Source organism: Agrobacterium sp. GD03872 (assembly GCF_029840625.1).
Classification (GTDB): Bacteria; Pseudomonadota; Alphaproteobacteria; order Rhizobiales; family Rhizobiaceae; genus Agrobacterium; species Agrobacterium fabrum_A.
Map to the genome: position 1 here is coordinate 1 of NZ_JAOCCY010000008.1, position 23,454 is coordinate 23,454.

Consider the following 23,454-nt stretch of genomic DNA (forward strand, 5'->3'; position numbering starts at 1 on the left):
CGTCTACCGCTCGCTCCACAGGCAATTGTTCTGGCCGCAGGGCAACCTGCACCTCTCCTTTCGCAACAGCCTCGAACGCAATTTGATTGCCGTTAACCGGTCGCTGTCTTGTTCCTGTCTAATATTGTCTCCATGCTTTGATGAAAGCACGCAGACGGGAATGGACCATGAGCGAAATGTGGCGGTTCGGGCGCCAGTATGATTTTCACGAGATTGTCGCCGATGGCATCGTCCATGGCGTCGGCATCGTGTTCGCGCTGGTCGGCGCCACGGCGCTGATTTTTTACGCGACCGTCTGGGGGACGCTGAGCGCGATTGCCGCGGCGTGGATCTACGGTCTCGGCCTCGTCGCCTGTCTCTCCGTGTCCTTCACCTATAATATCTGGCCGCATTCCAGGGTGAAATGGTTCCTGCGCCGGCTGGATCATTCGGCGATCTTCATCCTCATCGCCGCCACCTATACGCCCTTCCTGATGCGCGGTATCCACGATCCGCTGATCGCCGTCATGCTGGGGCTGATCTGGCTTGCGGCGCTCTGCGGCATTCTGCTCAAATGCCTGTTTCCCGGCCGTTACGACCGGGTCGCCATCGGCCTTTATCTTGCCATGGGCTGGAGCGGCGTCATGGTGGTCGGGCCGCTGTCGACGCATCTCGCACCCGTCACGCTCTGGCTCATCATCGCCGGCGGCGTCATCTATTCGCTCGGCGTCATCTTCCATGTCTGGGAAAAGCTGCGGTTCCAGAACGCCATCTGGCACGGTTTCGTGGTCGCCGCCGCCGCCGTTCATTATTTCGCCGTGGTCACCTCCTTCAGCCTTATGCCGCTGGCATCCTAAAGAATGTGCCCCGATGCCGCATCGGGACTGGACAGCCATTCGCATCATCGCCTAATCCTCGTTTGGATAGCGGCCGCAAATGCCGCCGCTGCAGGCAGGAAAAGGGTGAACGAGAATGAGCGTGGAACTGCGCGACGCGACCGTGGACGATCTCTCCGGCATCATGGAGATTTACAACGACGCGGTGGTGAACACGACGGCGATCTGGAACGAGGTGCTGGTCGATCTGGAGAACCGCAAGGAATGGTTCGCCGCCCGCAAATCACGCGGTTTTCCCGTCATCGTCGCAATCCTCGACGGCAGGGTCGCAGGCTATGCTTCCTATGGCGACTGGCGCGCTTTCGACGGTTATCGCCACACCCGCGAACATTCGGTCTATGTGCATAAGGACGCGCGCGGCCACGGCATCGGCAAAAAGCTGATGCAGGCGTTGATCGATCATGCCTCCGGCAACGACGTACATGTGCTGATCGCCGCCATCGAGGCGGAAAACACCGCCTCCATCCGCCTGCATGAGAGCCTCGGCTTCAGGGTCGTCGGCCGGTTTTCGGAAGTCGGCACCAAGTTCGGCCGCTGGCTGGACCTGACCTGCATGGAGCTGAAACTGGGCTAGCAGGCTTACCGGTTTCCCTTCAGGCCGGACGCCGAGCGAAGGCGAGCATGACGCCGAAGGCCATCATCATCGAGCCGCTGATCCGGTTGACGCGCTTCAAGGCTCGCGCATTGCGCATGAGACCGGACAATCGTGAGCCGACAAAGGCGTAAACGGCAATCGCCACCACTTCGAGCAGCAGGAAAATCGCTCCAAGCGTGGCGAAACTCTGCCAATAGGCGTCCTGCTGGATGAATTGCGGGAAAAAGGCCGTGAAGATCAGGATAGCCTTGGGATTGCCGGAGGCGACAAAAAACTCCTGCCGCAGATAGGTCTTGAGAATATTGCCGTCGCCCGAGGATACATCAGGGGCGGCGACCTCGGCCTTCGAGCGGATGAGCTTGAAGCCGATCCACAGCAGATAAGCAACACCGATCCATTTGATCAGCGAGAACATCATCTCGGACGCCATCAAAAGCGCCCCGAGCCCGAGTGCTGCAATCGCGATCATGCCCGCGAAAGCGACCAGCCTGCCGCTTGCCGCCATAACCGCCGTCGCCATGCCGTAACGCGCGCCCACCGTCATCGACAGAAGATTGTTCGGCCCGAAGGCCATGTTCAGGGCAAAGCAGGCGGGAATGAAAATGAGGATGGTTTCGAGCGTCATGGCGATGATCCGGAAGGAGTGGGACGGCGATGATCTCACTCTCCGGTCCGGCTGTCGAGACAGCCTTTTCAGCGATGAAGGCCGGCAAGCGCCGCCGGCCGTCCACCCTGAACTTTATCAGACCGGCTCGAACACCATCGAATGGCCGTTGATGCAATAACGCAGGCCGGTCGGCTTCGGGCCGTCCGGGAAGACGTGGCCGAGATGGCCGCCGCAATTGGCGCAGCGGATTTCCGTGCGCACCATACCGTGGCTGGCGTCGCGATGTTCCGTTACCGCGCCCGGTTTTACCGGCTCGAAATAGCTTGGCCAGCCGCAGCCGGCGTCGAATTTCGTATCGGAGAGGAACAGCGGTTCGTCACAGGCCGCACAGCGGTAGAGGCCTTTCTGGAATGTATCCCAATAGGGTCCGGTAAAGGCGCGCTCGGTGCCGTGTTCGCGCAGGATGCGATATTGCTCCGGCGTCAGCTGTTCACGCCACTCGGCATCGCTCTTTTTGACTTTGGGGGATGTCAGATCGCTCATGGAATGATCCTTTCTGTTCCCGTCTCAAATAGTCATCGCCGCCGCCGATTGAAAGGGGCGGGCGCCTCATAACGCGTTCGTTATGAGCCGCGAGTGTCGATTTGGGTTGAGATGGCTCTGTCTATGCCTTAACTGGAAAAATCGATTTGAAAGAACGCCATTTATTGGCGCGCAGGGGTGGGGGACACCCTGGGAGATGTGAATGACATCCGATGTCACGCCGCTGACATTCCTGTCGCTGTTTCTGCCGTTTCTGGCAGCGCTTGCCGCACCGGCCCTTGTGAAAAGGTTCGGCCATAATGCTGCGTGGATTCTGGCCATCGCGCCGGCTCTCGCCTTTGTGCATTTTGCGCTGATGCTGCCGGAGATCGCGGCAGGCGGCGTGGTGACGGGCGGTTATGCCTGGGTGCCGAGCTTCAATCTCAGCTTCTCCTGGTTCATCGACGGACTGTCGCTCACCTTTGCGCTGCTGATCACCGGCATCGGCCTGCTGATCGTGCTTTATGCCGGCGGTTATATGAAAGGCCACCCGCAGCAGGGCCGGTTCCTGTCCTTCCTGCTTCTGTTCATGGGGGCGATGCTGGGCGTTGTCGTTTCCGACAGCCTGCTGATGCTGTTCGTCTTCTGGGAACTCACCTCCATCACCTCCTTCCTGCTGATCGGCTTCGACCATGAGCGCGCCGCTTCGCGCCGCGCCGCATTGCAGGCGCTGGTGGTGACGGGCGGCGGCGGTCTCCTGCTGCTCGCCGGGCTGATCTTCATCTGGGATATTACCGGCATGACGCAGCTGTCGATGCTGGTGCGCGGCGGCGACATATTGCGCGACAGCCCGTTTTATCTGGCCGCCCTGCTTCTGGTTCTCGGCGGCGCCTTCACCAAATCGGCGCAGTTTCCCTTCCATTTCTGGCTGCCCAACGCCATGGAAGCGCCGACACCGGTATCCGCCTATCTGCATTCGGCAACCATGGTGAAGGCCGGCGTCTATCTTCTGATGCGGCTCAATCCCGTGCTTGGCGACACCGCCGCCTGGCAGATCCTGCTGCCCTTCTTCGGCGGCTTGACCATGCTGACCGGGGCGCTGCTGGCCGTGCGCCAGACCGATCTCAAGCTGATGCTCGCCTATACCACGGTGTCGTCGCTCGGCCTGCTGGTCATGCTGACCGGTTTCGGCTCCGACCGCGCCATCGAGGCGGCGGTGCTTTATTTGGTGGCGCATTCGCTGTTCAAGGGCGCGCTGTTCATGGTCGCCGGCATCATCGACCATGAGACCGGCACCCGCGACGTGACGAAGCTCGGCGGCCTGCGCAAGGCCATGCCGATCACCTTCGCGGCGGCGCTGGCGGCTGCGATTTCCATGGCCGGTCTGCCGCCCTTCTTCGGTTTTCTCGCCAAGGAGGAGATTTATTACGCGCTGGCGCACGGCAATCCGCGCGCCGTGCTGTTCACCGGCATCGCCATTCTCGGCAACGGGCTGATGTTCGCCATCGCCTTTGCCGTGGCGCTGAAACCCTTTCTCGGCAAGCCGGTGAAGACCCCGAAACATGCGCATGAAGGGCCGCTGCTGCTCTGGCTCGGCCCGGCGCTTCTGGCGCTGAAGGGGCTAACGATCGCTCTCTTCTCGGGCATGGCGCATTTCTACATCTCCACCCCGATGGCAAGCGCCATCGCCGGTGAGGCGCGCCCGGTGGAAATCTCGCTCATACCCCATATCGGCGTGCCGCTCGGCCTGTCGCTGCTGACGATTGCGCTCGGTATCGTCCTTTATACGCAGCTTTCCGCCGTTCGCGGACTGATTGAACGCACCTTCAAGGCGCTCGGAGCCGGACCGGACCGGGGCTTCGACGTCTTCATCGAAATGCTGGTGAGGATTTCGTTCCACGTCACCCGGCTCATCCAGCCCGGCCGGCTGGAATTTTATGTCACCGCCACCTTTGCGGTCATCGCCGCCGTGCTGCTCGTGCCGCTGTTCCTCTATGGCGAACTGCCGTCCATACCGGCATGGCCGGAGGATGTTCAGATCCATGAGCTGACCTTCGTCGCCATAGCCGTGGCGGGCCTTGTCGCGGTGCTGACGGCGTCAAGCCGGCTCACCGCCATCATCGCGCTCGGCATCCAGGGCTTTGCGGTGGCGGTCATCTTCCTGCTGTTCGGCGCGCCTGATCTCTCCTTTACGCAATTCATGGTCGAGACGCTTTCGGTGGTCATTCTGACGCTGGTGATGACGCGGCTTCGCCTGTCACCGTCAGACCATCGCGGCCTTGGCCAGAAGCTGCTGGACAGCACCATCGCCATTGCCTGCGGAACCGGCTTCGCTTTGTTCCTGATGCGCGCGACGCAGGCGAGCTTCGACAACCGCCTGACGGACTTCTACAACACCTATTCCAAGGTCATCGCCCACGGCGCCAATGTGGTCAACGTCATCATCGTCGACTTCCGCGGCACGGATACGCTCGGTGAAATCGCCGTCGTGATGATAACGGGCCTCGCCATTCTCGCGCTGATCCGCATCCGCCCGGAGGCCGCCGTCAAGGGGCCGGCCAAAACTGCGAAGAAGAAAGGAGCGCGGGCATGAACACGCTCATTCTGCGCACCGTCGCCCCTGTCGTCACCAGCCTCATGGTGCTGTTTTCCATCTTCGTGCTGCTGCGCGGCCATAACGAGCCGGGCGGCGGTTTCATCGGCGGCCTGATCGCGGTCTCGGCGCTGGCGATATATGGCATCGCTTATGGCGTCACGGCGGTGCGGCGCGCCATCCTGTTTCACCCGCTGTCGATTGCCGGTGCGGGTCTGCTGATGGCGATGCTCTCCGGCCTCGTTTCCATCGCCGCCGGCGTGCCCTTCATGACCGGCCTGTGGATCTATCCGAGCCTGTTCGGTGTCGAAATACCGCTCTCCACCGTCATGTCCTTCGATATCGGGGTCTATCTCGTCGTAGTCGGCGCCATCACCTCCATAGCGCTGGCGCTGGAAGAAAGGGAAAGCGACTGATGGAAGCGATCTTCTCCATTCTCGTCGGCATCTTCTTTTCGGTGGCGATCTATCTCATGCTGTCGCGCCACAGCGTCCGTGTGCTGCTCGGCATCGCCATTCTCGGCAATGCCGTCAATCTTCTGCTATTTACCGCAGGCAGGCTGACACGGGAAGTTCCGCCGATCATTCCGCCCGGTATGGACACATTGCCCGCCGGCGCCGCCAATCCGCTGCCGCAGGCGCTGATCCTCACCGCAATCGTCATTTCCTTTTCGTTCTTCTGTTTCCTTCTGGTGCTGACCTGGCGCGCCTTTCAGGAATTGCAGACCGACGATACGGATGAAATGCGCACCGCAGAACCCGCCGGCGAGCCGATGCCGCCGCTCGGTTATTGAGCGGGGCGAGGCATAGACAGACATGGCTTCATCCACCACATCAGTAGTTACCGATCTTTCCGCAGCGCTCGTCATGGCCCCCGTGCCTTTGTCCGAATGGCTGATCATCCTTCCCGTCGCGCTCTGCATCGGCGTCGGCGCGGTGCTGATGATGCTGCGCTACAACGTTCGTCTGCACGCCCGCATCGCCATAACCGCGCTCGGCGTGCTGGTGTTTCTCGATTTGGCCCTTCTGCGGAAGGTCATGACGGACGGGCCGTTCACCATGGTCATGGGCCGCTGGCTGCCGCCGTTCGGCATCGCGTTTACGGCGGACCTGACCGGGGCGTTGCTGTCGCTCGCGGCCGCCGTCGTGGCGCTGGCCGGCGCCATCCATGCCAGGGCCGATATCGACGCCAGCGGCAGGCGATACGGTTTTTACCCCTTCCTGATGCTCTTGATGGCCGGCGTCAACGGTGCTTTCCTGACCGGCGATCTCTTCAACCTCTATGTCTGGTTCGAGGTGCTGCTGATCTCGTCCTTCGGCCTGATCGTGCTCGGATCGACGCGCGAGCAGATCGATGGCGCGCTGAAATACGCCATTCTGAACCTTATCGGCACGACGCTGTTTTTGATCACGGTCGGTTATCTCTACGCCATCTTCGGCACGCTCAACATGGCCGATATCGCCCGGAAGGCGACAGCCCTGCGGGAGACCGCGCCGCTGATGACGCTTGCGAGCCTCTTTACGCTCGCCTTCGCCATGAAGGCCGCGGCCTTCCCGGTGAATTTCTGGCTGCCCGCCTCCTATCATACGCCGCGCATCGTCGTTTCCGCGCTGTTCGGCGGCCTGCTCACCAAGGTCGGCATCTATTCGCTGCTGCGCGTCATGGTCATGCTGTTCCCGGTTGAGCGGGAGGAGCTCAGCATCGTCATCGCCGTCTCCGCGGCGCTCACCATGGTGCTCGGGGCCATGGGCGCGCTTGCCCAGAACGATATCCGCCGCATGCTCGGCTACATCGTCATATCGGGCATCGGCTACATGATGGCCGGCATCGCCATCGGCACGCCCTCCGGTGTGTCAGGCGCGATTTTCTATGCCCTGCATTCCATGGTGCTGATGACGGCGCTTTATCTCGCTGCCGGCCACGCCGCCCGTCTCGGCGGCAGCTTCTGCATCACGGGTCTCAGCGGCCTTTACCGGCAGGCCCCGTGGTTTTCGGCGCTGGCGCTGGCGCTGTTCTTCGCCGGCTCCGGCCTGCCGCCCTTTTCCGGTTTCTGGCCGAAGGCGGTGCTGGTCAAGTCGGCGATCGATATCGGCGCCTGGTGGCTTGCCGGCGCGATCCTCGCTTCGGGCTTCATCGCCACCATCGCCTTCGGGCGGATATTCCTGCTGTGTTTCTGGCGTCCCGCGCCGGCATCCGCCGGCCAGCCCGCCTCGCAGCCCGCGGCGTCCATGGCGGCTCCATCCTTTGCGCCGCTGGTGGGGCTGACGCTGCTGGTGGTGTTTTTCGGCCTGTTTCCGGAGAGCCTGCTCAATCTCAGCCAGCAGGCCGCCGCAGGCCTCGGCAATCCCCAGGCCTATATCCAGTCGGTCTTTTCCGAAGGGGGTAAACCATGAGCCTCTATGTCGTGCAACTGCTCTTCGTCGCCGTATGGCTGGCCGTAACGGGTAGCATCACGCTGGCGAACGTCATCTTCGCCCTGATCGTTTCGACGCTGGCGCTCGGCCTTATCCGCCACCAGCTTCCGGGCGGGCGCAATCACTGGCTCAGGCTTGCCCGCGTGCTCTCGCTGGTGCTGCTGTTCTTCAAGGAGCTGGCGCTCTCCGCCTGGAAGGTGGCGGTGCTGGTGACGCGGCCGAAGCTCGACGTGCAGCCCGGCATCTTCGCCTATCCGCTGACGGTGACGACGGATTTCGAGATCACGCTGCTCGCCAATCTCATCACCCTCACTCCCGGCACGCTCTCGGTCGACGTTTCCGCGGACAGGAAGACGCTCTACGTGCACGCCATCGACTGCAGCGATATCGAAGCCACGAAAAACGACATCCGCAACGGCTTCGAAAGAAAGATCATGGAGGCGTTCCAGATATGACGCCAGAACAGACAGTTTCATTTGCAACTATACTTGCGTCGGTTGTTCTCTCCGCCGCCTTTTTGCTGACGGTCTATCGTGTCGTCGTCGGTCCCACCTTGCCGGACCGCATCGTCGCGCTCGACATGCTGGTGGGCATCGCCATCGGCTTCATCGCTGTCATCGCCATCCGCACCGGCTTCAATCTTTACGTCGATATCGCCATTGCGCTCGGTCTGGTCGGTTTTCTCGCAACGGTGGCCTTTGCCCGCTTCGTGCTGTCGCGCGGCCCGGACGGACGGCGCAGGCCGGCGGCGGTTCTAGACGGTGAGAGGGAATCTGAACTAATTGAAAAACCTGCACAAAAAGGTGCAGGCGGCGGAAAGGGAAAGGGCAGGCGATGATGGGCTGGATCGTGGCAATCCTCGTTGCGGCGCTGACGATTTCGGGCGCCATCTTCTCGCTGGTCGCGGCAATCGGGCTCAATCGGCTGCCGGATGTCTATACCCGCATGCATGCGGCTTCCAAGGCGGGAACGGTCGGGTCCGGTCTGCTGCTGCTGGCGGTGGGCATCCATTCCATGGAAATATCGACGCTGGCGCGGGCGCTGGCCGGCTTTTTCTTCTTTGTCCTGACCGCGCCGGTCTCGGCGCATCTTCTTGCCATGGCGGCGCATAAGGCAGGTTATCCGCTGGCCGTAAAATCGGTAGTTGATGACATCAAGAAAATTTGAAGTTGAAAATCCCCCCAATAATTGGGGGTATTCATTTTCAATTACTACTTGGCATAGTATTTTATTACCCGTAATTTTTTGTATTCAAATTAGACTGTTTTGAACTGAAAAATCCACAATAGGAATTTGACTTTTGCTGTTTTGCTGTTATCCAAATTAAGTGTAAAGTTGCTAATCGCGATTTGCATCTAGCCTCTTCATAGTCGGCATAGGCATTTTATTAATGTCTAATCTATGGCCTATCGGACCATTGCTGCCCATGTCGCGGGCCATAAGTTGAATCTCGGACCAATTCGTTTCCGGTTTTCGCTCGAAATCTAGGGGTAGGTTTCACGTTGGTTTCAACAAGGCGAAGGTGGGGCACCGGGTAACTTCACATCGCTCGATGCGGCATTTGCCCGCTTCAGGGGATTAATAAACAGGAGATACTTAAATGACGGAAACTGCATACGGTAACGCCCAGGATCTGCTGGTCGAACTGACTGCGGATATTGTGGCTGCCTATGTTAGCAACCACGTCGTTCCGGTAACTGAGCTTCCCGGCCTTATTTCGGATGTTCACACGGCACTCAGCGGAACATCGGCACCGGCGTCGGTGGCGGTCAATGTCGAAAAGCAGAAGCCTGCCGTCTCTGTCCGCAAGTCGGTTCAGGATGACCACATCGTCTGTTTGGAATGCGGCGGCTCGTTCAAGTCGCTGAAGCGGCATCTCACGACGCATCACAGCATGACGCCGGAAGAATACCGCGAAAAATGGGACCTGCCGGTCGACTATCCGATGGTTGCGCCCGCCTATGCCGAAGCCCGCTCGCGGCTCGCCAAGGAAATGGGTCTCGGCCAGCGCCGCAAGGCCAGCCGCTGATTTTAACGACGGTCCGGCTGTTGTCTTGGCAGCGACAGCCGGAAGTGACAGCGCAATACGGCCGGTCCTTTGACCGGCCGATTTTGTTTCCGGGATCCGCAAGCCTCCCTTTCGTCATATCGGATCCAGCTATGGTGCGTCTGCGCCGTGAGAAGACTCTCTCGCGCCGAAGAAGCTGAACGCGCCGGGTCGCAGATCGGGTCCGGGCGACGCAGTGCAGATTTCGTCTTCAGCAAATCCAACCTTCTGGGAACATCGTCATCGCTTCAGGCCGGTCCCTCGACTGGCTTTTATGCCGTGCGGAATTCCGATTGAGGAAAAAAATCCTTTATCGTGCCTGTGCTTTCTGTAAATATAGAGCAATATCAATCGTATATTTCTCTCAGTCAAATTTGCGCTTCCCCGTGACTGCTCTCAGGTGTATGAATTAATTCCTATTCGTAGAGGAGTTGCATATGCCGTCGGATACTGTGTTTCTGCCTACCGCCGCGCGGCCCCGCGTGCAGGTCGGCGATCGTCCCTTTCGCCATTGGCCGTCCGCGACCGGGCGGGAGGAGATTTCCCGTCTTTGCCGTCTGGTGCGACAGCTCACCGGCGAGATGGTGTTATTGACCGGTGACCGAACGCTGGTGCGCCGCGACGTCAGGCGCATGGAATGCCATATCCGCCAGATCGCCATGTATGTGTGTCATGTGCAGCTCGGCATCCCCATGTCGGATATCGGCCCCTGTTTCGGCCGGGACAGGACGACGGTGGGCCATGCCTGCCAGGTGGTGGAGGACCGCCGCGACGAACCGGCATTCGATGAGTTCGTCGCCGCGCTTGAGCGGCTTACCGGTAGTATCTTCAACGCGATGAAGGGCGCCCGGGATGAGTGAGGTGAAACGCGCCCCGGCTGCCTCCTCAAATCCTCACCTGCTGCGGTTGTTGCGTTGCATCGCCGCGGGCGCGGCCGAGTTTGCGCAGGTGGGCGGCGACATCGTCCTGCGCCGGGCGCGGGCAGGGCATAACGCGCTGCGGTTTCCGGCCGATACGGTGCGGTTTGCCGTTTCTTCCGGGCTGGTCGAGCAGCGGGAAAACACCCTTTCCGCCGCGCCGCCGCTCGCCTCTTATCTGAAACGGGTAATGGCAAAAGATCGCGACGAGGTTTTTCAGGAGCAGCATCGGGATATGCGGAATGTTGTCGTTGTTGTCGACGACACCAAGCACCCGGCTCGGCGCAATCTCAACACCTCGCCCCTGACCAGTCTGGCAAGGCTGAAGGAACGGGACGGTGCGGCGTTTTTCCCGGCGGATGCTCTCGAAGCAGGCGAGCGCCTCGCCGCCGATTTTCACCGCGGCCATCTCAACCCGAAGGTAACGGCGACATGGGAGCCGAGAGCAGCCAGCCGCACGAAAGGGGCGGCGGGGGGCGCACTCGATCTTACCGAGGCGGCGATGGCCGCGAGGGCGCGGTTTTCCCGCGCGGCGGATGCGATGGGCCCGGAACTATCAGGCGTCGCCATCGATATCTGCTGCTTCGAAAAGGGGCTGGAGACGGTGGAGCGGGAAAGGCAATGGCCGGCGCGCTCTGCAAAACTGCTGCTGCGCGCCGCATTGCTGGCGCTTGCCCGCCATTATGCGCCGCCTGCGGCCCGCACCGGCAGGACGGAACATCATTGGGGCGATGCAGATTATCGCCCGTCGATGACGCGATGAGGGCTCAGGCGGCCAGCAGCCGGGCTTCCTCGCGGATACGCCTGATCATCGAGCGCAGGCCATTGGCGCGCTGTGACGACAGATGTTCCACCAGTCCGATCCTGTCGAATACCTCGATGGCATCCAGATCGGCAATCTCGGAGGCTTTCTTGCCGGAATAAACGGCGAGAACGATGGCGACGAGGCCGCGCACGATATGCGCATCCGAATCGCCTTCGAAGGTCAGGAGCGGGTCTTCCGCACCGTCGCTATGGCTGACGAGCCAGACCTGGCTGGCGCAGCCCTGCACCTTGTTCTCCGCCGTGCGTTTGTCTTCCGGCAGATCGGGCAGCGCCTTGCCGAGTTCGATGACATAACGATAACGATCCTCCCAGTCGTCGAGGAAGGCGAAGTCGTCAAGGATCGTTTCGAGAGAGGCCATTTGCGCGCCGTATCATCCGTTATTGCAGGTCTTTGTTAGGATATAGGGGAAGTGCGGCCGGTTTTGAACCATGGGCCACGAAAAAGCCCACGGAAAACAGGTTTCCGTGGGCAAGTTTGGCAGGCAGTCGGCGGGCGGAAATCTCCGCTCGCAAAAAAGTGCGGCGCATTGGCCGGCAGGATCAGGGGGCAGGGCGCTTCTGCGGCAGGGGAATGACGGTGCCGGTCTTCAGCATGTCGGTATTGCCGGGAAATTCGACGCTGACGACGGGAGCTGCGGTGAGCTTTTCGGTCTCGGCCGCGACATCGGCAGGCTTTTCACCGGAGGCAAGCTGCTTGTCCAGCAGTTCATAGGCGACCTTCGCGCCTTCCTTTGCCCGCTCGCCGAGCGCATGGAAGGTTTCGGCGCCCTTGACGCAGACATCGGGTTTTTCGATGCAGATGGCGCTGACATAACGATAGGCCTCACCGGCGGCCGAAACGGCGCTGGGAAGATCGAATGCCGAAGGTTCCTTGGCCGGATCGTTGCTGCTGCCGAAATAGGACAGCGCCACCAGTACCAGCGAAAACCAGAATGTTCCTTTGATCAGAAACCACATTGTCAGACACCATGCCAGATGATCTTTGTTTTCTAAAGCCCCGCCCGGTTTCGGGTCATCGGCCTTTGTCCCGTTTTTCGGGCTTGGGAAGAAGCTACAGGCGACCGGCGAACAGCCGATTGCAAAAAGCGAGGCAATTTAATTCAAATTGTATCTATTCTCCCCGTATCGAGACGCGCGCCATCAATTCCTTCGCATTTTAACAGTCCATGTTAAGCATAATTGCGACAGAGGCCGCGCGTTCCGGGCGAAAGCTGCGGCCCGCCTTGCCACAAAAGTTAACATGATGGCAAAAATGAAGCGAAATCCGTCGCTTACCCGTCATTAACCATGATTGGCAAAGCTTCGAATAAATGCCTCGTAATGGGACTGCGACGCATTTGACGGGCCTTTGGCGCCATTCTTTTTATCCATTCCTTAAGCCGCCGCCTTCTATTGTCGGAGCCGTTAGAACCGCCTCAGGGATTCGGTGTTGGTATTGCGTAATATGAGAGAAAAAGCGGTCGCATTGGTCGACCATGCCGCAGGCAGATGGCTTGCGCGCATGGAAGAGGACGCCGAAAGGCGCGCCGGAACCGTTGCGCGCCTGCGCCGGCTGATCGCTTTCAGCGCCGTCGGTCTTCTGGTCGTACCAGCCCTCTTCAGCCTTGTTTTCAGCCCCGCCATCGCGCTGCCCATCGGCGCGGCGCTGGTGCTGGCGCTGTTTCTGGCCTCCGCCGCGCTGCTGATTGCCTTCTCTCGCCCCGCGCGCGGTCTCTCTTCCTTTTCCGTGACCACGGGCGATGACGACATGATTGCCGCCACGCAGGTGCCGGGTCTCGTTCTCACCATCAATGAAGGCGGCGTCGTCGAACGCGTCTCCGGTCGCGACCGCGACAGTTTCCCGGTCGATCTCCAGGCGAGCAGTGGCCACGTCCTTGTCGAATATGTCTATGTCTCCGACCGTATCGAACTGATGCAGGCCTTCGACCTGTTGCGTCAGGGCGAGGACAGGGCGACAGCCGAGCTTCGCTTCGAAACGGGCGCGAAATCGCGCCAGGCGCAGTTCATGCACGCCCGTATCGAAATGACGGCGATCCGCAGTTCCGCCGGCCGCCTGCGCCGCATCGTCGCCCAGCTGTCCGATATCACGGAGATGGAGCGACTGCGCCGCGATGTCGCCCGCAAGGCGGCCGAGGCGGAATCGGCCAATGATGCGAAATCGCGTTTCCTTGCCGCCGTCAGCCACGAGCTTCGTACGCCGCTCAACGCGGTCCTCGGTTTTTCCGATATTCTCGCCGGCGAATATTTCGGCCGGCTGGAGAATGACCGCCAGCGGGAATATGTCGGCCTCATCCGCCAGTCCGGCGCCCATCTTCTCTCTGTCGTCAACACCATGCTCGATATGAGCAAGCTGGAAGCCGGTCGTTACGAGCTGATGATGGAAAGCTTCCCGATTGCCGAGACCATTGCGTCCTGCGAGGCCATGCTTGGCCTGCAGGCGAAGGAAAAAGGCCTGACTCTGACCAGCCGCATCCAGCGCGGCATCGGCGAAATCTCGGCCGATCAGCGCGCCATCCGGCAGGTTCTGATCAATCTTGCCGGCAACGCCATAAAATTCACCGATGCCGGTGGTGTTGTGTCGATCGACGCCGCGCGCGAGGGCGCGATGCTGAAGCTGACGGTGAGCGATACCGGCATCGGCATCGCTTCCGACAAGATCGAGCTCCTGGGCCAGCCCTTCATGCAGGTTCAGAATGAATATACCCGTCGCTATGAGGGCACGGGTCTGGGATTGTCCCTGGTCAAGGGGCTTGTGGCACTGCATGGCGGCGCTTTCGCCATCGCCAGCAAGCCCGGCGAGGGAACAGTCGTAACGATCACCCTGCCTGCCGACGGTTCCGGCATGGCGGGTGGCGGCGAAAGCGCCGAAGCCGAAAGCATGGTGGAATTTCCGCCGCGCATCCGGCAGCTTGGCGATATGGCCGCAATGATGAAAAAGGATGGTGACGATGGCCCCGCGAAAGCGAAAATCGCCTAAGAAAACAACGGCCCAGATTGGCGCCGGGCTTGTTTCCTTGGTGGTTTCGGCCATCGGGCGCGAAATCCTGCGCCGTCCGAAACTGGTCGGCGGCTCAGGCGCCTTTGCGGTCGTCTTCGGTTTTGTCGCCGCCAATGCGCTCTGGTATCAGCCTGGCGTTCACCCGTCTCCCTTCCTGCGCACGCGCGATGCGGAAAACCCGAACGGCATTGCCGGTTATCGCCCGGCCGAAACGCTTGGCACACAGGGCAACGTCACCACCTTCCGCATAGAGCGCCCCGCGGAAACGGAGACGGCGCAGCAGCCGCCGGCTGAAACGCCGACGCAACCCGTTGCCGAAAGCCAGAAGCCGCAGCAGATCGTTGCCGATATTCAGGCCGAACTGAAGAAACGCGGGCTTTACGAAGGCGACGCGGATGGCCGCATGGGCCCACGCACCGCAGCCGCCATCATGTTCTTCGAAGAAACGCTTGGCATGGAACAGACCGGCGAGCCGACGACCCGCGTGCTGGCGGCGCTCAGGATCGACGGCGCGACGGTTGCCGCAATCCCCAGGGATCGGCCTGCCGATACCAGCGGCGGCGTCGAGATCGACCCCGTGGCTGCCGCTATCCGCAAGGCGGAAGCGCCGCGCCCGAAGGCCGAACCGGCCTCGCTCAACAGCGCGGCCAAACCGGCAAGCCGCGATTTGATCGCCAAGATCCAGCAGGGGCTGATCAATATCGCCTATGCCGATGTGAAGGTGGACGGCGTGGCCGGTCAGCAGACCCGCAATGCCATCCGTGCCTTTGAGAAACACTATCGTCTGCCGGAAACCGGCGAGCCGAGCGAGGCCGTGCTGAAGAAGCTGAAGTCGATCGGGGCGCTTTGAGGCTTCAGCTTCATGAGTGTCGATTGACAGCGGACCGAAGGTGCGGGGGGCTTTACCCCCCTCTGCCCTGCCGGGCATCTCCCCCACAAGGGGGGAGATCGACTTGCAGCAAAGTCTCGCCTATCTCAATGGTTGAGAATGAAGTGGTGAGAATGCGTCTTGCTGATCTCCCCCCTTGTGGGGGAGATGCCCGGCAGGGCAGAGGGGGGTGAGCTACGTCCACCCAAGCCTCCCGCCATCAGCGAAAAACCTCCTGAAAATCAGCACTGACAGCACGCCCACCGTTTCCATCGAAAGCACCCCATGCGCCTCAAATCCGAAATGTTCGTCTCAGCCCTCATCCGCCGCGTCTTTGCCGCCGGCGGCTTTGCGGCTGTCGAAAAGAAGGGGGCAGAGGAGGCGGGGGCAATCTTTGTTCGCCAGCGCCTGCGCGATGGCCGCGAGAACGTCTACGGACCCGCACCGCAGAGCTTTGCCGATGACGAGGACATCCGCGCCGAGCGCCGCTTCGAAACGCGCCTTGCCGGTGCGGATGGCGAGGAAAGCGTCGCTCTTCTTGAGAGGGAACGACGCTTCGACAGCGATCTGTGGGTGGTGGAGATCGAAACCGATGAGATCGGGACTCTGCTGACGCTGGTCGACCAGCCCAGGGCCTAGAATCGTCCGGCAATGGCCCGCTTCTTCCACCTGTGAAGATGCAGGCCGGCCGCGCTTATCCTTGCGTCCCGGTTCTCTGCGCAGCCGGTGCGCTGCGACCCGGCCGTTCGCGGCCATGCGTATAGCTGTCGGCCCGCCGCCAGCTTTCCAGCCGCTCTTCGCATTCCACGATGTCGAGACGGTCGAGCAGGGCTTCGGCACGGCTCATATCGCCTTCGGCGGCGGAAAGATGCGGATAGAAGCATTGCAGCACGAAGGCCGCCTCGGAGAATTCCATGCCAAGGCCGGTGAGCGTCGTTGCAAGCTGCGCGCCTGATATATCGAGCATGATGCGCTCCGACAGCCAGTAGCTGGAGGACAGCGAATCCGCCAGCGCCACCGCAAATTGCCGGGCATTGCGCTCGCGGGCGAAACGCACCAGCAGCGCCTCCTGCACCTCGCTCAACCGGCGAAGGCCGAGAACGTCGCTTTGCGGGCGGTTGAGGTGATGCGCCATCTGCTTGATCCGCTGGCGCATTTCCTCTTCGAGTGCGGAAGCGGCGGCGATGTTGTCCGCCTTTTCTTCCGCTTTCGGCTCTTCAATGCCTGCCGCCGCCTGCGGTTCGGCAACCGCCGTCTCTTCATCCGGCCGTTTCAGATCTTCGGCGTGACGCAACCCGACAAGTGCGTCGATGACGGTGGGGGAGAGGTCTTCGCGCCGCACGATGGCGCGCGCATGCGCCGCCCCTTGCGTGCGGGCAATGGTGATGAGCGTATCGTCATCGAGGCATTTGGAGGAAATGAGGAAGGGGGCTGCGAGCGAAATCGGCTGGCAGGCGATGAAGAAGGCGACCGCCGAAGGTACGCTCGGATGCTGCGACAATGCGGCAATCGCTTCCCGCTTGGCTTCCTCGGTGGAGGCGGTGAAAAGCGGCATGAAAAGTTCGGCGAACTGCCTGAGGTCCGTTTTCGACGGATGGGAAATAGTCTCGAAATTCGTCACGGTGGCCATCAGCACCACATCTTTCTTCCTCACGGCTCTTGGCCTCTCAAGTTCTCGAAACCGGTCGGTCAACGCACTACCCAACAAACGCAAACACAATATCGGCTCAAATTAGAGCAAATGCGTTGACGTCCTGTTAACTATGGGGGGTGGCAAGAGAGAAACCGGCTCTATCAACAAGGAAATTTTAAAACCTTGATGACGGAGAAAATGCCTTGGAACTTTACCGCATCGCCATGGTTTTCAGCGGGTGTGGCGCGAAGAGGAATAAGTGGAGGCCCGGCAGTTAGGGTTAACGGATCATTAACCTCTGTCTGTTTGTAATTTCATGGGCAGTATTAGGATTTCATGTTATTCTGATCCACGGAATAAATGCAAAAATGGCATGCGAAGCCTGAATCTGCGCACGATCCCCGTATAAGAATCGCTTTGGATTTTTGGATCGTGCGAAAACCAGTCTGTGGACTGGCCTATGCGCAATGTGATGGTGATGACATTCCCGACGCAAGACGAGGCTTGTGCGGTTCCCATGGGCAACATTGACAATCATGTCCCGAAGAGGAGATGAGCATGGCAGAGATTATTCCAATCGGCGACGCCCGACGAAGCCTGCGCCCGGCCGGCGCGGTCGGACAGGTGATGGGCCCGGCGAAGGTCGTGCTGTTTACCGGCGTGCGTTATGAAAAACGCGATACTGAGCCGACCGGCAAGGTCGTGCGCAAGGGCAAATCCGCAGCGGAAACCGCCCTCAAATCCTGATGAGAATGAACCGGCGTTATTTCCATGGCGTCGGCTGGCATTTTGCCTCGTTCAGGAAACGCTCCGCTTCTTCCCCGAAGCTTGGCTGCGGCACCAGGGTCCGCAACACCACATATCCTTCCGTCTGATCCGATTCCGCCAGAATGGCCTGCGAGAGCGAAGGCGGCTGCGCCTTGCGAATGGCGGCGATCTGCACCGCATCGGCCACGAGAATGTCCATCACCCCGGCGGCCGACGTCCGGTCGTTCATGCTGAAAACTTCGTTCGAGGCCTTGTCGTAAACCGCGACCGACCAGAAGGGAACGGCGCCGACGGCCGTCAGCCTGACCGGCTGTTCCTCGATATTGAAAGTGCAGACCGCAACCCGCATGAAGGGATCGCCGCTGCCAAGCGTCTTTTTTTCCGTCGTCTCTTCGAGCAGGTGAAACAGATGCGGTTTTCCTTCCGCCACAGCACGCGTATAGGCGTCGCGATTGCTGAAATGCGGTATCGCCAGCAGAATGATGACGTGCAGCACGGCGGCGGCGACGAGGCCGGTGAGGATGGCGAGCAGGATCCTAAGCATTGCCACACCCCAGCTTGCGGATTTGCGGCATGGCGATGTCGATCAGGCCGGAGCTGCCGGCAACCGGCGTGTCGAGCAGCGTCATGACCAGCTTGAACATCTGGCCCTGCGGCACGGCCAGCCAATTGTAGGTCTGGGCATCGGCGGCGATGATGATGTCGATGCCGCCATCGGCGCTGCGCAGAAGCGTGCGGGAGTTCAGCGCGAAGGGTCGCCCGGCATCTTCGGCCAGCACATTGCCCTGCTGGTCGGCAGTGTAAATCGTCCAGAAGCGGGCGGGCGGCACGGCGCCGGCCAGCCGGTAGCGGCATTGTCCGCTCAGGCGTTGTCCGTCGCTGTCGACGGAGGCGGTGAAAGCCAGCCCCTCGGCCGTTCCGTAGAGCAGCTTGCCGGCATCGGCGCGGTGCGATTTGGCGTAGGGGTCGGCCTCGATCGTCTGCGCTTCGGGAAAGGCGTCCCAAGAGCCGATGCGGATCGAGCCAAAGCCGGATGTCGCTTCAAGCGCCGCCATCGTCGCGGCAATGCCGCCGCCAAAGGCGATCAGAAGGGCGATGCCGACAAGGAATGGAACTCGGAACACGCTGTTTTCCCGTTTATGAACAGGTCGAGGACTATCACTGATTCCCCGTTTGGAAAATGGCGTGGCTTGTTTAGTCCTCGTGAAAGTGACCGGAGCGCGAAATTCCTGTCCTCATGCACCCATGACCAGCTTGAAGGCGATGGCCCACATGGTGATGGCGATGACGCCTTCGAGAATGCGCCAGGCGGAGGGTTTTTCGAAGATCGGCCGCAGCCAGCGCGCGCCATAACCCAGCGAAAAGAAGAACAGCAGCGAGCCGGTCGCCGCGCCCGCCGCAAAGGTCTTTTCGAAACCGGGAAACTGTGTGGAAATCGTGCCGAGCAGCACCACGGTATCGAGATAAACATGCGGATTGAGGAAAGTCAGCGCCAGGCAGATGGCGAGCGTCTGCCACAGGCTCGCCTCCTGCCGCTCGGCCACCGACAGCGCCTCCGATGAACGCAACGCCGAATGCAGGCTTTTCGCGCCATACCAGATGAGGAAGGCGGCGCCGGCATAACGCATGATGGGATCGAGCGCCGGCATGATGGCGCTGATCCGCTGAAAACCGAACACGCCGACGGTAATCAGCAGCGCGTCGGAAATCGCACAGGTGGCGCAGACGGCAAACACATGCGAGCGCGCCAGCCCCTGTTTCAGAACGAAGGCATTCTGCGCGCCGATGGCGACGATGAGGCTGAGGCCCATCGTCAGGCCGGTAAAGAAGATCTGTGTGTCCATGCGCGTCGCGGCCCCTGCCTCTGTCCATATGTGGAGTGGCCGAAGGCGTTGCTTCCGGACCGAGTGCTTGGATATTTCCGTTAGATAGTTTAATCCAGTTAAATAAACTCAATCCAGATAAGCTGAGCTAATGGCGCACTTCTCTCTTCAACCTCTCGGTTTTCCACAACGTTGCCATCTCTCCACCCTCATTCCTGTGCTCGTCACAGGAATCCACCCAGCCCAAGTCCTTGGGCTGAAAAGACTCTTCCGCCGCGTGCGTCGACTGGATTCCTGTGACAAGCACAGGAATGAGGGAAGGAGAGGCCGTCGCCTATGGCTTCCAGGGCCCCCACGCCACCTCCAAACCCTGCATGAGGTGCCGTAATGCTCGATTATCCCTCCATGCGGGCCGTGGCGCTCGTTGCCCAGACCGGCAGTTTCGAAAAGGCGGCGCAGGTGCTGTGTGTCACGCCATCGGCCGTTTCCCAGCGCATCAAGCAGCTGGAGGAGCGGCTCGGCGTGGTGCTGATCGTGCGCGGCAACCCGTGTGTGGCGACGGAGAAGGGCGAATGGCTCTGCCGGCACATGGATCATGTCGGCATGCTGGAAAACGAACTGTTCCGAGAGCTTCCGGCGCTGGCGGAGGCGGGATCGACGCAGGAGCGGGTCACGCTCAACATCGCCACAAACGCCGACAGTCTCGGCACCTGGTTTCTGGATGCAGTGTCAAAATTCACCGGCGGCAGCGATTATCTCGTCAATATCGCGGTGGACGATCAGGATCACACGGTGGAATGGCTGCGCGGCGGCAGGGTGCTTGCAGCCGTCACCGCCCATGCCAAGCCCGTGCAGGGCTGCCGGGTCCTGGCCCTCGGTGTGCTGCGTTATCACGCCACCGCCAGCCCGGATTTCATGGCCCGTCATTTCGCCGGGGGTGTGACGCCTGCGGCCCTTGCCCGCGCGCCGGGGCTTACCTTCAACCAGAAGGACAGGCTGCAGGCGAGCTGGGTCAGGCAGGTGCTGGGTGAGGATATCGCCTATCCCACCCACTGGCTGCCCTCGACCGACGGTTTCGTGAAGGCGAGCCTTGCCGGCATGGGTTGGGGGCTCAACCCGGTGCAGCTTGTGGGGGAGCATCTCAAGGCGGGGCGGCTGGTGGAGGTCGTTCCCGGCACGCCGCTCGATATTCCGCTTTACTGGCAGGTCAACCGGCTCGCGGCGGAACGCCTCGGGGTGTTGACGTCGCATGTGGTGGAGACGGCAAGGGGGGTGTTGTTGCGCTAAGTTGCGGTTTGGAGAAACGGCGGCGAGGGAGTGCTTGGCTTACCCCCCTCTGCCCTGCCGGGCATCTCCCCCTCAAGGGGGGAGATCGACCTGTGGCGAAGTTTCGCCCCTCTCAAGGTTAGAGAATGAAGTGGCGGGAGGGCCACCAGCCGATCTCCCCCCTTGAGGGGGAGATGCCCGGCAGGGCAGAGGGGGGTAAGCCCCGAACTCCGAAAGCACCCTTTATCCGCCGCAACCTCACCGCCGCGCCGCATCCTCCGCGCCCTCGCGCAACGATGCATCCGCCACCTTCTGCGCCGTCACGCTCAGCGCCGAAGCGTCCTTCATCTTCTTGGCGATGGAGCGGATCACACGCGTCGCCTCGGCGGAAAGCGAGCGCGGGCGGGTGAGCGCCGGCATGGCGGGTGTGCTGGTGGCTGCGGCGGCGACCTGTGCCGAAGGCTGCGGGCGCGCGCCGGTCGGCAGCGGGTTCTGGATGCCGGGGATCGGGCGCAGTTCCATGCCCTGATGGGCGTAATCCATCAGCCGCTTGAAGGCCATGGCCGGAAGCGCGCCGCCGGTCATGTTGTTCATCGGCGTGAAATCGTCGTTACCGAACCAGACCGCCGTGGTGTAATTGCCGGTGAAACCCACATACCAGGCGTCGCGATAGGCCTGCGAGGTGCCGGTCTTGCCGCCGGAAACGATGCCGTTATCCAGCGCGCCGCGCCGCGCCGTGCCCATGACCGGGATGGTCACCAGCATCTGGTTCATCTTCGAATTGGCGTCTTCGGAAAGCACCCGTTTGGCGGGCGCTTCGTTGTGGCTGAAATCGTAGAGAACATTGCCCTCGTAATCCAGCACCTGCTCGATGCCGTGGCGGCGCGACTGCATGCCGTCGGCCGGAAAAACCGCGTAGGCGGTGGCCTGATCCAGAACCGTCACTTCGGAGGTGCCGAGCGGAATGGTCTTGTCGCTGCGCAGCGGTGTGGCGACACCCATGGCCTTGGCGGTATCGACGATGACCTGCGTGCCGAGCACGTCCTTGGCAAGACGCACCGGCACGGTGTTGTAGGATTTGGCGAGCGCCATCTGCAGCGTCACCCTGCCGGCATAGGAACGGCCGTAATTCTGCGGCGACCAGCCGCGCCAGGTCACCGGCGCGTCGGAGATCAGCGTCTCCGGCTTCATGCCCTTTTCCATGGCGGCCGAATAGGTATAGACCTTGAAGGAGGAGCCCGGCTGGCGCAGCGCCGCCGTGGCGCGGTTGAACTGGCTTTCGCCATAGTCGCGGCCGCCGACCATGGCGCGCACGCCGCCGCCATTCTCGATCATCACCATCGCGCCCTGCTTGACGCGGTAACCTTCGCCGAATTCGCGCAGGCCCATTTCCATCGCCTGTTCGGCCGCCTGCTGCAGGCCGGTATCGATGGTGGTGCGCACGACGACGGTGTGGTCCTTGAACTTGCCCTCGGCGGCCAGCCGCTGCACCTCGTCGAAAGCCCAGTCGAGGAAATAATCCGGCGCCTTCACATCGGCGCGGTCGATGACGGTGGCGGGGTTGCGCCGCGCGCCGATCACCTGGCCCTCGGTCATCAACCCGCTCTGCACCAGGTTGGAAAGCACCGTGTTGGCGCGGGCACGGGCGGCCGGCAGGTTGACATGCGGCGCATATTTGGCCGGCGCCTTGAACAGTCCGGCCAGAATGGCGGATTCCGCCAGCGTCACATCGGTCAGGTTCTTGCCGAAATAAAACTGCGCCGCCGCCGCCGCGCCGAAGGTGCCGCCGCCCATATAGGCGCGGTCGAGATAAAGGCTTAAGATTTCCTTCTTCGACATGTTGGCCTCAAGCCACAAGGCGAGGAAGGCTTCCTTGATCTTGCGCTCCAGCGAGCGCTCATTGGTGAGGAACAGGTTCTTGGCAAGCTGCTGTGTCAGCGTCGAGCCGCCCTGGACAACGCCGCCGGCGCGGGCGTTTTCGCTCATGGCGCGGGCAAGGCCGATGAAATCGATGCCGAAATGGTCGAAGAAGCGCCGGTCCTCGGTCGCCAGCACCGCCTTGATGAAATGGTCAGGCATCTGGTCGATCGGGACGGAGTCTTCGTGGATGATGCCGCGATGGCCGATGGTGTTGCCGTAGCGATCAAGGAAGGTCACGGCGAAATCGCCGCGATAACGCCAGTCCTTCTTGGTTTCCTCGAAGGCGGGCATGGCGAGCGCCAGAAGCACGACGGAACCCGCCGTTCCGAAGGTCAGCGCGTCGCAGGTGAGGTTGACGAGAAGCTTCTTCCAGCCGCGCACATGCAGCTTGCGCGAGGCGATGGTGACGTCTTCCCAGAAATCCACCAGCCTTGCCGCAGCCGTCCACAGGCCGGAGTCGATGAAGCTATCGATCCGGAGCAGGATGTGCCGTTTTTTACGGCCTTTTTTTTCGTCTTTTTCTTCCTGCACGTGCCGATGTGTTCCTGTTCAACGCAACGCGGTCGCCGATATTCTGCGCTTCAACCCATTCCCGACGCAAAACCGTGGCATGGTTATGTCGGAATTGCTTGACGCGGCGGCCTTTCGCGGGCCAATGACCCTCTGCCGCCTGCCAATATGCTAAAATATCGTACAAACCAGTCCTTGGCGATACGATATAAAGGATTAGGGACCGGTTAAACACTCCCGTCCAAGTAATCAAAATGAAACGGAAATGTTAAC

The 23,454-nt window shown here is 61.1% G+C and carries 26 protein-coding genes; 17 read left to right on the plus strand and 9 right to left on the minus strand.

Translation table 11 applies throughout. The annotated features are described in order from the left end of the window. Positions 1 to 167: 167 nt before the first annotated feature. Both N5D22_RS17545 and N5D22_RS17550 read left to right on the plus strand, forming a co-directional pair. A complete protein-coding gene (locus N5D22_RS17545) occupies positions 168 to 836 on the plus strand; it encodes a hemolysin III family protein (RefSeq protein ID WP_279658489.1) in 669 nt (222 codons plus the stop codon). Positions 837 to 951: 115 nt separating this feature from the next. After that, complete coding sequence (locus tag N5D22_RS17550) at positions 952 to 1,449, plus strand: GNAT family N-acetyltransferase (RefSeq protein ID WP_279658488.1); 498 nt, start codon at positions 952 to 954, stop codon at positions 1,447 to 1,449. 19 nt (positions 1,450 to 1,468) lie between these two features. Here N5D22_RS17550 and N5D22_RS17555 read toward each other — a convergent pair whose 3' ends face one another. Together N5D22_RS17555 and msrB are read right to left on the minus strand one after the other, a co-directional pair. Next, on the minus strand, positions 1,469 to 2,095 hold the full coding sequence (locus tag N5D22_RS17555; protein ID WP_279658497.1) for a LysE family translocator: 627 nt from the start codon (positions 2,093 to 2,095) through the stop codon (positions 1,469 to 1,471). 117 nt (positions 2,096 to 2,212) lie between these two features. Continuing rightward, the gene (gene msrB / locus N5D22_RS17560; protein WP_279658487.1) at positions 2,213 to 2,620 is read right to left on the minus strand and encodes a peptide-methionine (R)-S-oxide reductase MsrB; all 408 of its coding nucleotides are present in this window, start codon (positions 2,618 to 2,620) and stop codon (positions 2,213 to 2,215) included. A 202-nt stretch (positions 2,621 to 2,822) separates the two neighbouring features. Here msrB and N5D22_RS17565 point away from each other — a divergent pair, with 202 nt between their 5' ends. The 10 genes from N5D22_RS17565 to N5D22_RS17610 all read left to right on the plus strand — a co-directional run bounded on the left by N5D22_RS17565 (position 2,823) and on the right by N5D22_RS17610 (position 11,333). Further along, the gene (locus tag N5D22_RS17565; protein WP_279658486.1) at positions 2,823 to 5,192 is read left to right on the plus strand and encodes a putative monovalent cation/H+ antiporter subunit A; all 2,370 of its coding nucleotides are present in this window, start codon (positions 2,823 to 2,825) and stop codon (positions 5,190 to 5,192) included. After that, positions 5,189 to 5,608, plus strand: coding sequence for a Na+/H+ antiporter subunit B (locus N5D22_RS17570; RefSeq protein WP_279658485.1), 420 nt, complete (start codon positions 5,189 to 5,191; stop codon positions 5,606 to 5,608). Before N5D22_RS17565 ends, N5D22_RS17570 begins: the two co-directional genes overlap by 4 nt. Beyond that, entirely contained in the window at positions 5,608 to 5,985 is a 378-nt protein-coding gene (locus tag N5D22_RS17575) for a Na+/H+ antiporter subunit C (protein ID WP_279658484.1), read from the plus strand. The genes N5D22_RS17570 and N5D22_RS17575 overlap by 1 nt, the downstream gene beginning before the upstream one ends. 22 nt (positions 5,986 to 6,007) lie before the next feature. After that, positions 6,008 to 7,585, plus strand: coding sequence for a Na+/H+ antiporter subunit D (locus N5D22_RS17580; protein ID WP_279658483.1), 1,578 nt, complete (start codon positions 6,008 to 6,010; stop codon positions 7,583 to 7,585). Beyond that, positions 7,582 to 8,061 (plus strand): Na+/H+ antiporter subunit E, encoded by a 480-nt coding sequence (locus N5D22_RS17585; RefSeq protein ID WP_279658482.1) that lies wholly within the window; start codon positions 7,582 to 7,584, stop codon positions 8,059 to 8,061. Before N5D22_RS17580 ends, N5D22_RS17585 begins: the two co-directional genes overlap by 4 nt. After that, positions 8,058 to 8,444, plus strand: coding sequence for a cation:proton antiporter (locus tag N5D22_RS17590; RefSeq protein WP_279658481.1), 387 nt, complete (start codon positions 8,058 to 8,060; stop codon positions 8,442 to 8,444). The genes N5D22_RS17585 and N5D22_RS17590 overlap by 4 nt, the downstream gene beginning before the upstream one ends. Further along, positions 8,441 to 8,773 carry a monovalent cation/H(+) antiporter subunit G gene (gene mnhG, locus N5D22_RS17595; RefSeq protein ID WP_279658480.1) on the plus strand — a complete coding sequence of 111 codons (333 nt, stop codon included), beginning with the start codon at positions 8,441 to 8,443 and terminating at the stop codon, positions 8,771 to 8,773. Before N5D22_RS17590 ends, mnhG begins: the two co-directional genes overlap by 4 nt. A gap of 433 nt (positions 8,774 to 9,206) precedes the next feature. After that, positions 9,207 to 9,635 carry a MucR family transcriptional regulator Ros gene (gene ros, locus N5D22_RS17600; protein ID WP_003509257.1) on the plus strand — a complete coding sequence of 143 codons (429 nt, stop codon included), beginning with the start codon at positions 9,207 to 9,209 and terminating at the stop codon, positions 9,633 to 9,635. 455 nt (positions 9,636 to 10,090) lie between these two features. After that, on the plus strand, positions 10,091 to 10,513 hold the full coding sequence (locus tag N5D22_RS17605; RefSeq protein ID WP_279658479.1) for a helix-turn-helix domain-containing protein: 423 nt from the start codon (positions 10,091 to 10,093) through the stop codon (positions 10,511 to 10,513). Continuing rightward, positions 10,506 to 11,333 (plus strand): DUF6456 domain-containing protein, encoded by an 828-nt coding sequence (locus tag N5D22_RS17610; protein WP_279658478.1) that lies wholly within the window; start codon positions 10,506 to 10,508, stop codon positions 11,331 to 11,333. Before N5D22_RS17605 ends, N5D22_RS17610 begins: the two co-directional genes overlap by 8 nt. Before the next feature lie 4 nt (positions 11,334 to 11,337). On the opposite strand, the gene N5D22_RS17615 is transcribed toward N5D22_RS17610, so the two are convergent. After that, a complete protein-coding gene (locus N5D22_RS17615) occupies positions 11,338 to 11,754 on the minus strand; it encodes a SufE family protein (RefSeq protein WP_279658477.1) in 417 nt (138 codons plus the stop codon). A gap of 181 nt (positions 11,755 to 11,935) precedes the next feature. Further along, entirely contained in the window at positions 11,936 to 12,352 is a 417-nt protein-coding gene (locus N5D22_RS17620; RefSeq protein WP_279658476.1) for a DUF5330 domain-containing protein, read from the minus strand. A gap of 487 nt (positions 12,353 to 12,839) precedes the next feature. Here N5D22_RS17620 and N5D22_RS17625 point away from each other — a divergent pair, with 487 nt between their 5' ends. The 3 genes from N5D22_RS17625 to N5D22_RS17635 all read left to right on the plus strand — a co-directional run bounded on the left by N5D22_RS17625 (position 12,840) and on the right by N5D22_RS17635 (position 15,900). Then, positions 12,840 to 14,372, plus strand: a complete 1,533-nt coding sequence (locus tag N5D22_RS17625) for a HAMP domain-containing sensor histidine kinase (protein ID WP_279658475.1) — start codon at positions 12,840 to 12,842, stop codon at positions 14,370 to 14,372. After that, positions 14,344 to 15,243 carry a peptidoglycan-binding domain-containing protein gene (locus N5D22_RS17630; RefSeq protein WP_279658474.1) on the plus strand — a complete coding sequence of 300 codons (900 nt, stop codon included), beginning with the start codon at positions 14,344 to 14,346 and terminating at the stop codon, positions 15,241 to 15,243. Before N5D22_RS17625 ends, N5D22_RS17630 begins: the two co-directional genes overlap by 29 nt. A 303-nt stretch (positions 15,244 to 15,546) precedes the next feature. Next, a complete protein-coding gene (locus N5D22_RS17635) occupies positions 15,547 to 15,900 on the plus strand; it encodes a DUF1491 family protein (RefSeq protein WP_279658473.1) in 354 nt (117 codons plus the stop codon). Between the two features lie 55 nt (positions 15,901 to 15,955). On the opposite strand, the gene N5D22_RS17640 is transcribed toward N5D22_RS17635, so the two are convergent. Then, complete coding sequence (locus N5D22_RS17640) at positions 15,956 to 16,891, minus strand: DUF2336 domain-containing protein (RefSeq protein WP_279658496.1); 936 nt, start codon at positions 16,889 to 16,891, stop codon at positions 15,956 to 15,958. A 561-nt stretch (positions 16,892 to 17,452) separates the two neighbouring features. On the opposite strand from N5D22_RS17640, the gene N5D22_RS17645 reads away from it, so the two are divergent. Further along, positions 17,453 to 17,641, plus strand: coding sequence for a hypothetical protein (locus tag N5D22_RS17645; RefSeq protein WP_279658472.1), 189 nt, complete (start codon positions 17,453 to 17,455; stop codon positions 17,639 to 17,641). A gap of 16 nt (positions 17,642 to 17,657) precedes the next feature. Here the strand turns inward: N5D22_RS17645 and N5D22_RS17650 are convergent, their stop codons facing one another. The 3 genes from N5D22_RS17650 to N5D22_RS17660 form a co-directional block, all read right to left on the minus strand. Continuing rightward, complete coding sequence (locus N5D22_RS17650; protein WP_279658471.1) at positions 17,658 to 18,206, minus strand: DUF1254 domain-containing protein; 549 nt, start codon at positions 18,204 to 18,206, stop codon at positions 17,658 to 17,660. Beyond that, positions 18,199 to 18,786, minus strand: coding sequence for a DUF1214 domain-containing protein (locus tag N5D22_RS17655; protein ID WP_279658470.1), 588 nt, complete (start codon positions 18,784 to 18,786; stop codon positions 18,199 to 18,201). The genes N5D22_RS17650 and N5D22_RS17655 overlap by 8 nt, the downstream gene beginning before the upstream one ends. 111 nt (positions 18,787 to 18,897) lie before the next feature. Then, positions 18,898 to 19,506, minus strand: a complete 609-nt coding sequence (locus N5D22_RS17660) for a LysE/ArgO family amino acid transporter (protein WP_279658469.1) — start codon at positions 19,504 to 19,506, stop codon at positions 18,898 to 18,900. A 366-nt stretch (positions 19,507 to 19,872) separates the two neighbouring features. Between N5D22_RS17660 and N5D22_RS17665 the strand changes: the two genes are divergently transcribed. After that, positions 19,873 to 20,772: a LysR family transcriptional regulator ArgP gene (locus tag N5D22_RS17665; protein WP_279658468.1), complete on the plus strand. Its 900-nt coding sequence runs from the start codon at positions 19,873 to 19,875 to the stop codon at positions 20,770 to 20,772. A 237-nt stretch (positions 20,773 to 21,009) separates the two neighbouring features. Here the strand turns inward: N5D22_RS17665 and N5D22_RS17670 are convergent, their stop codons facing one another. Continuing rightward, positions 21,010 to 23,202: a transglycosylase domain-containing protein gene (locus N5D22_RS17670; RefSeq protein WP_279658467.1), complete on the minus strand. Its 2,193-nt coding sequence runs from the start codon at positions 23,200 to 23,202 to the stop codon at positions 21,010 to 21,012. Positions 23,203 to 23,454: the final 252 nt, after the last annotated feature.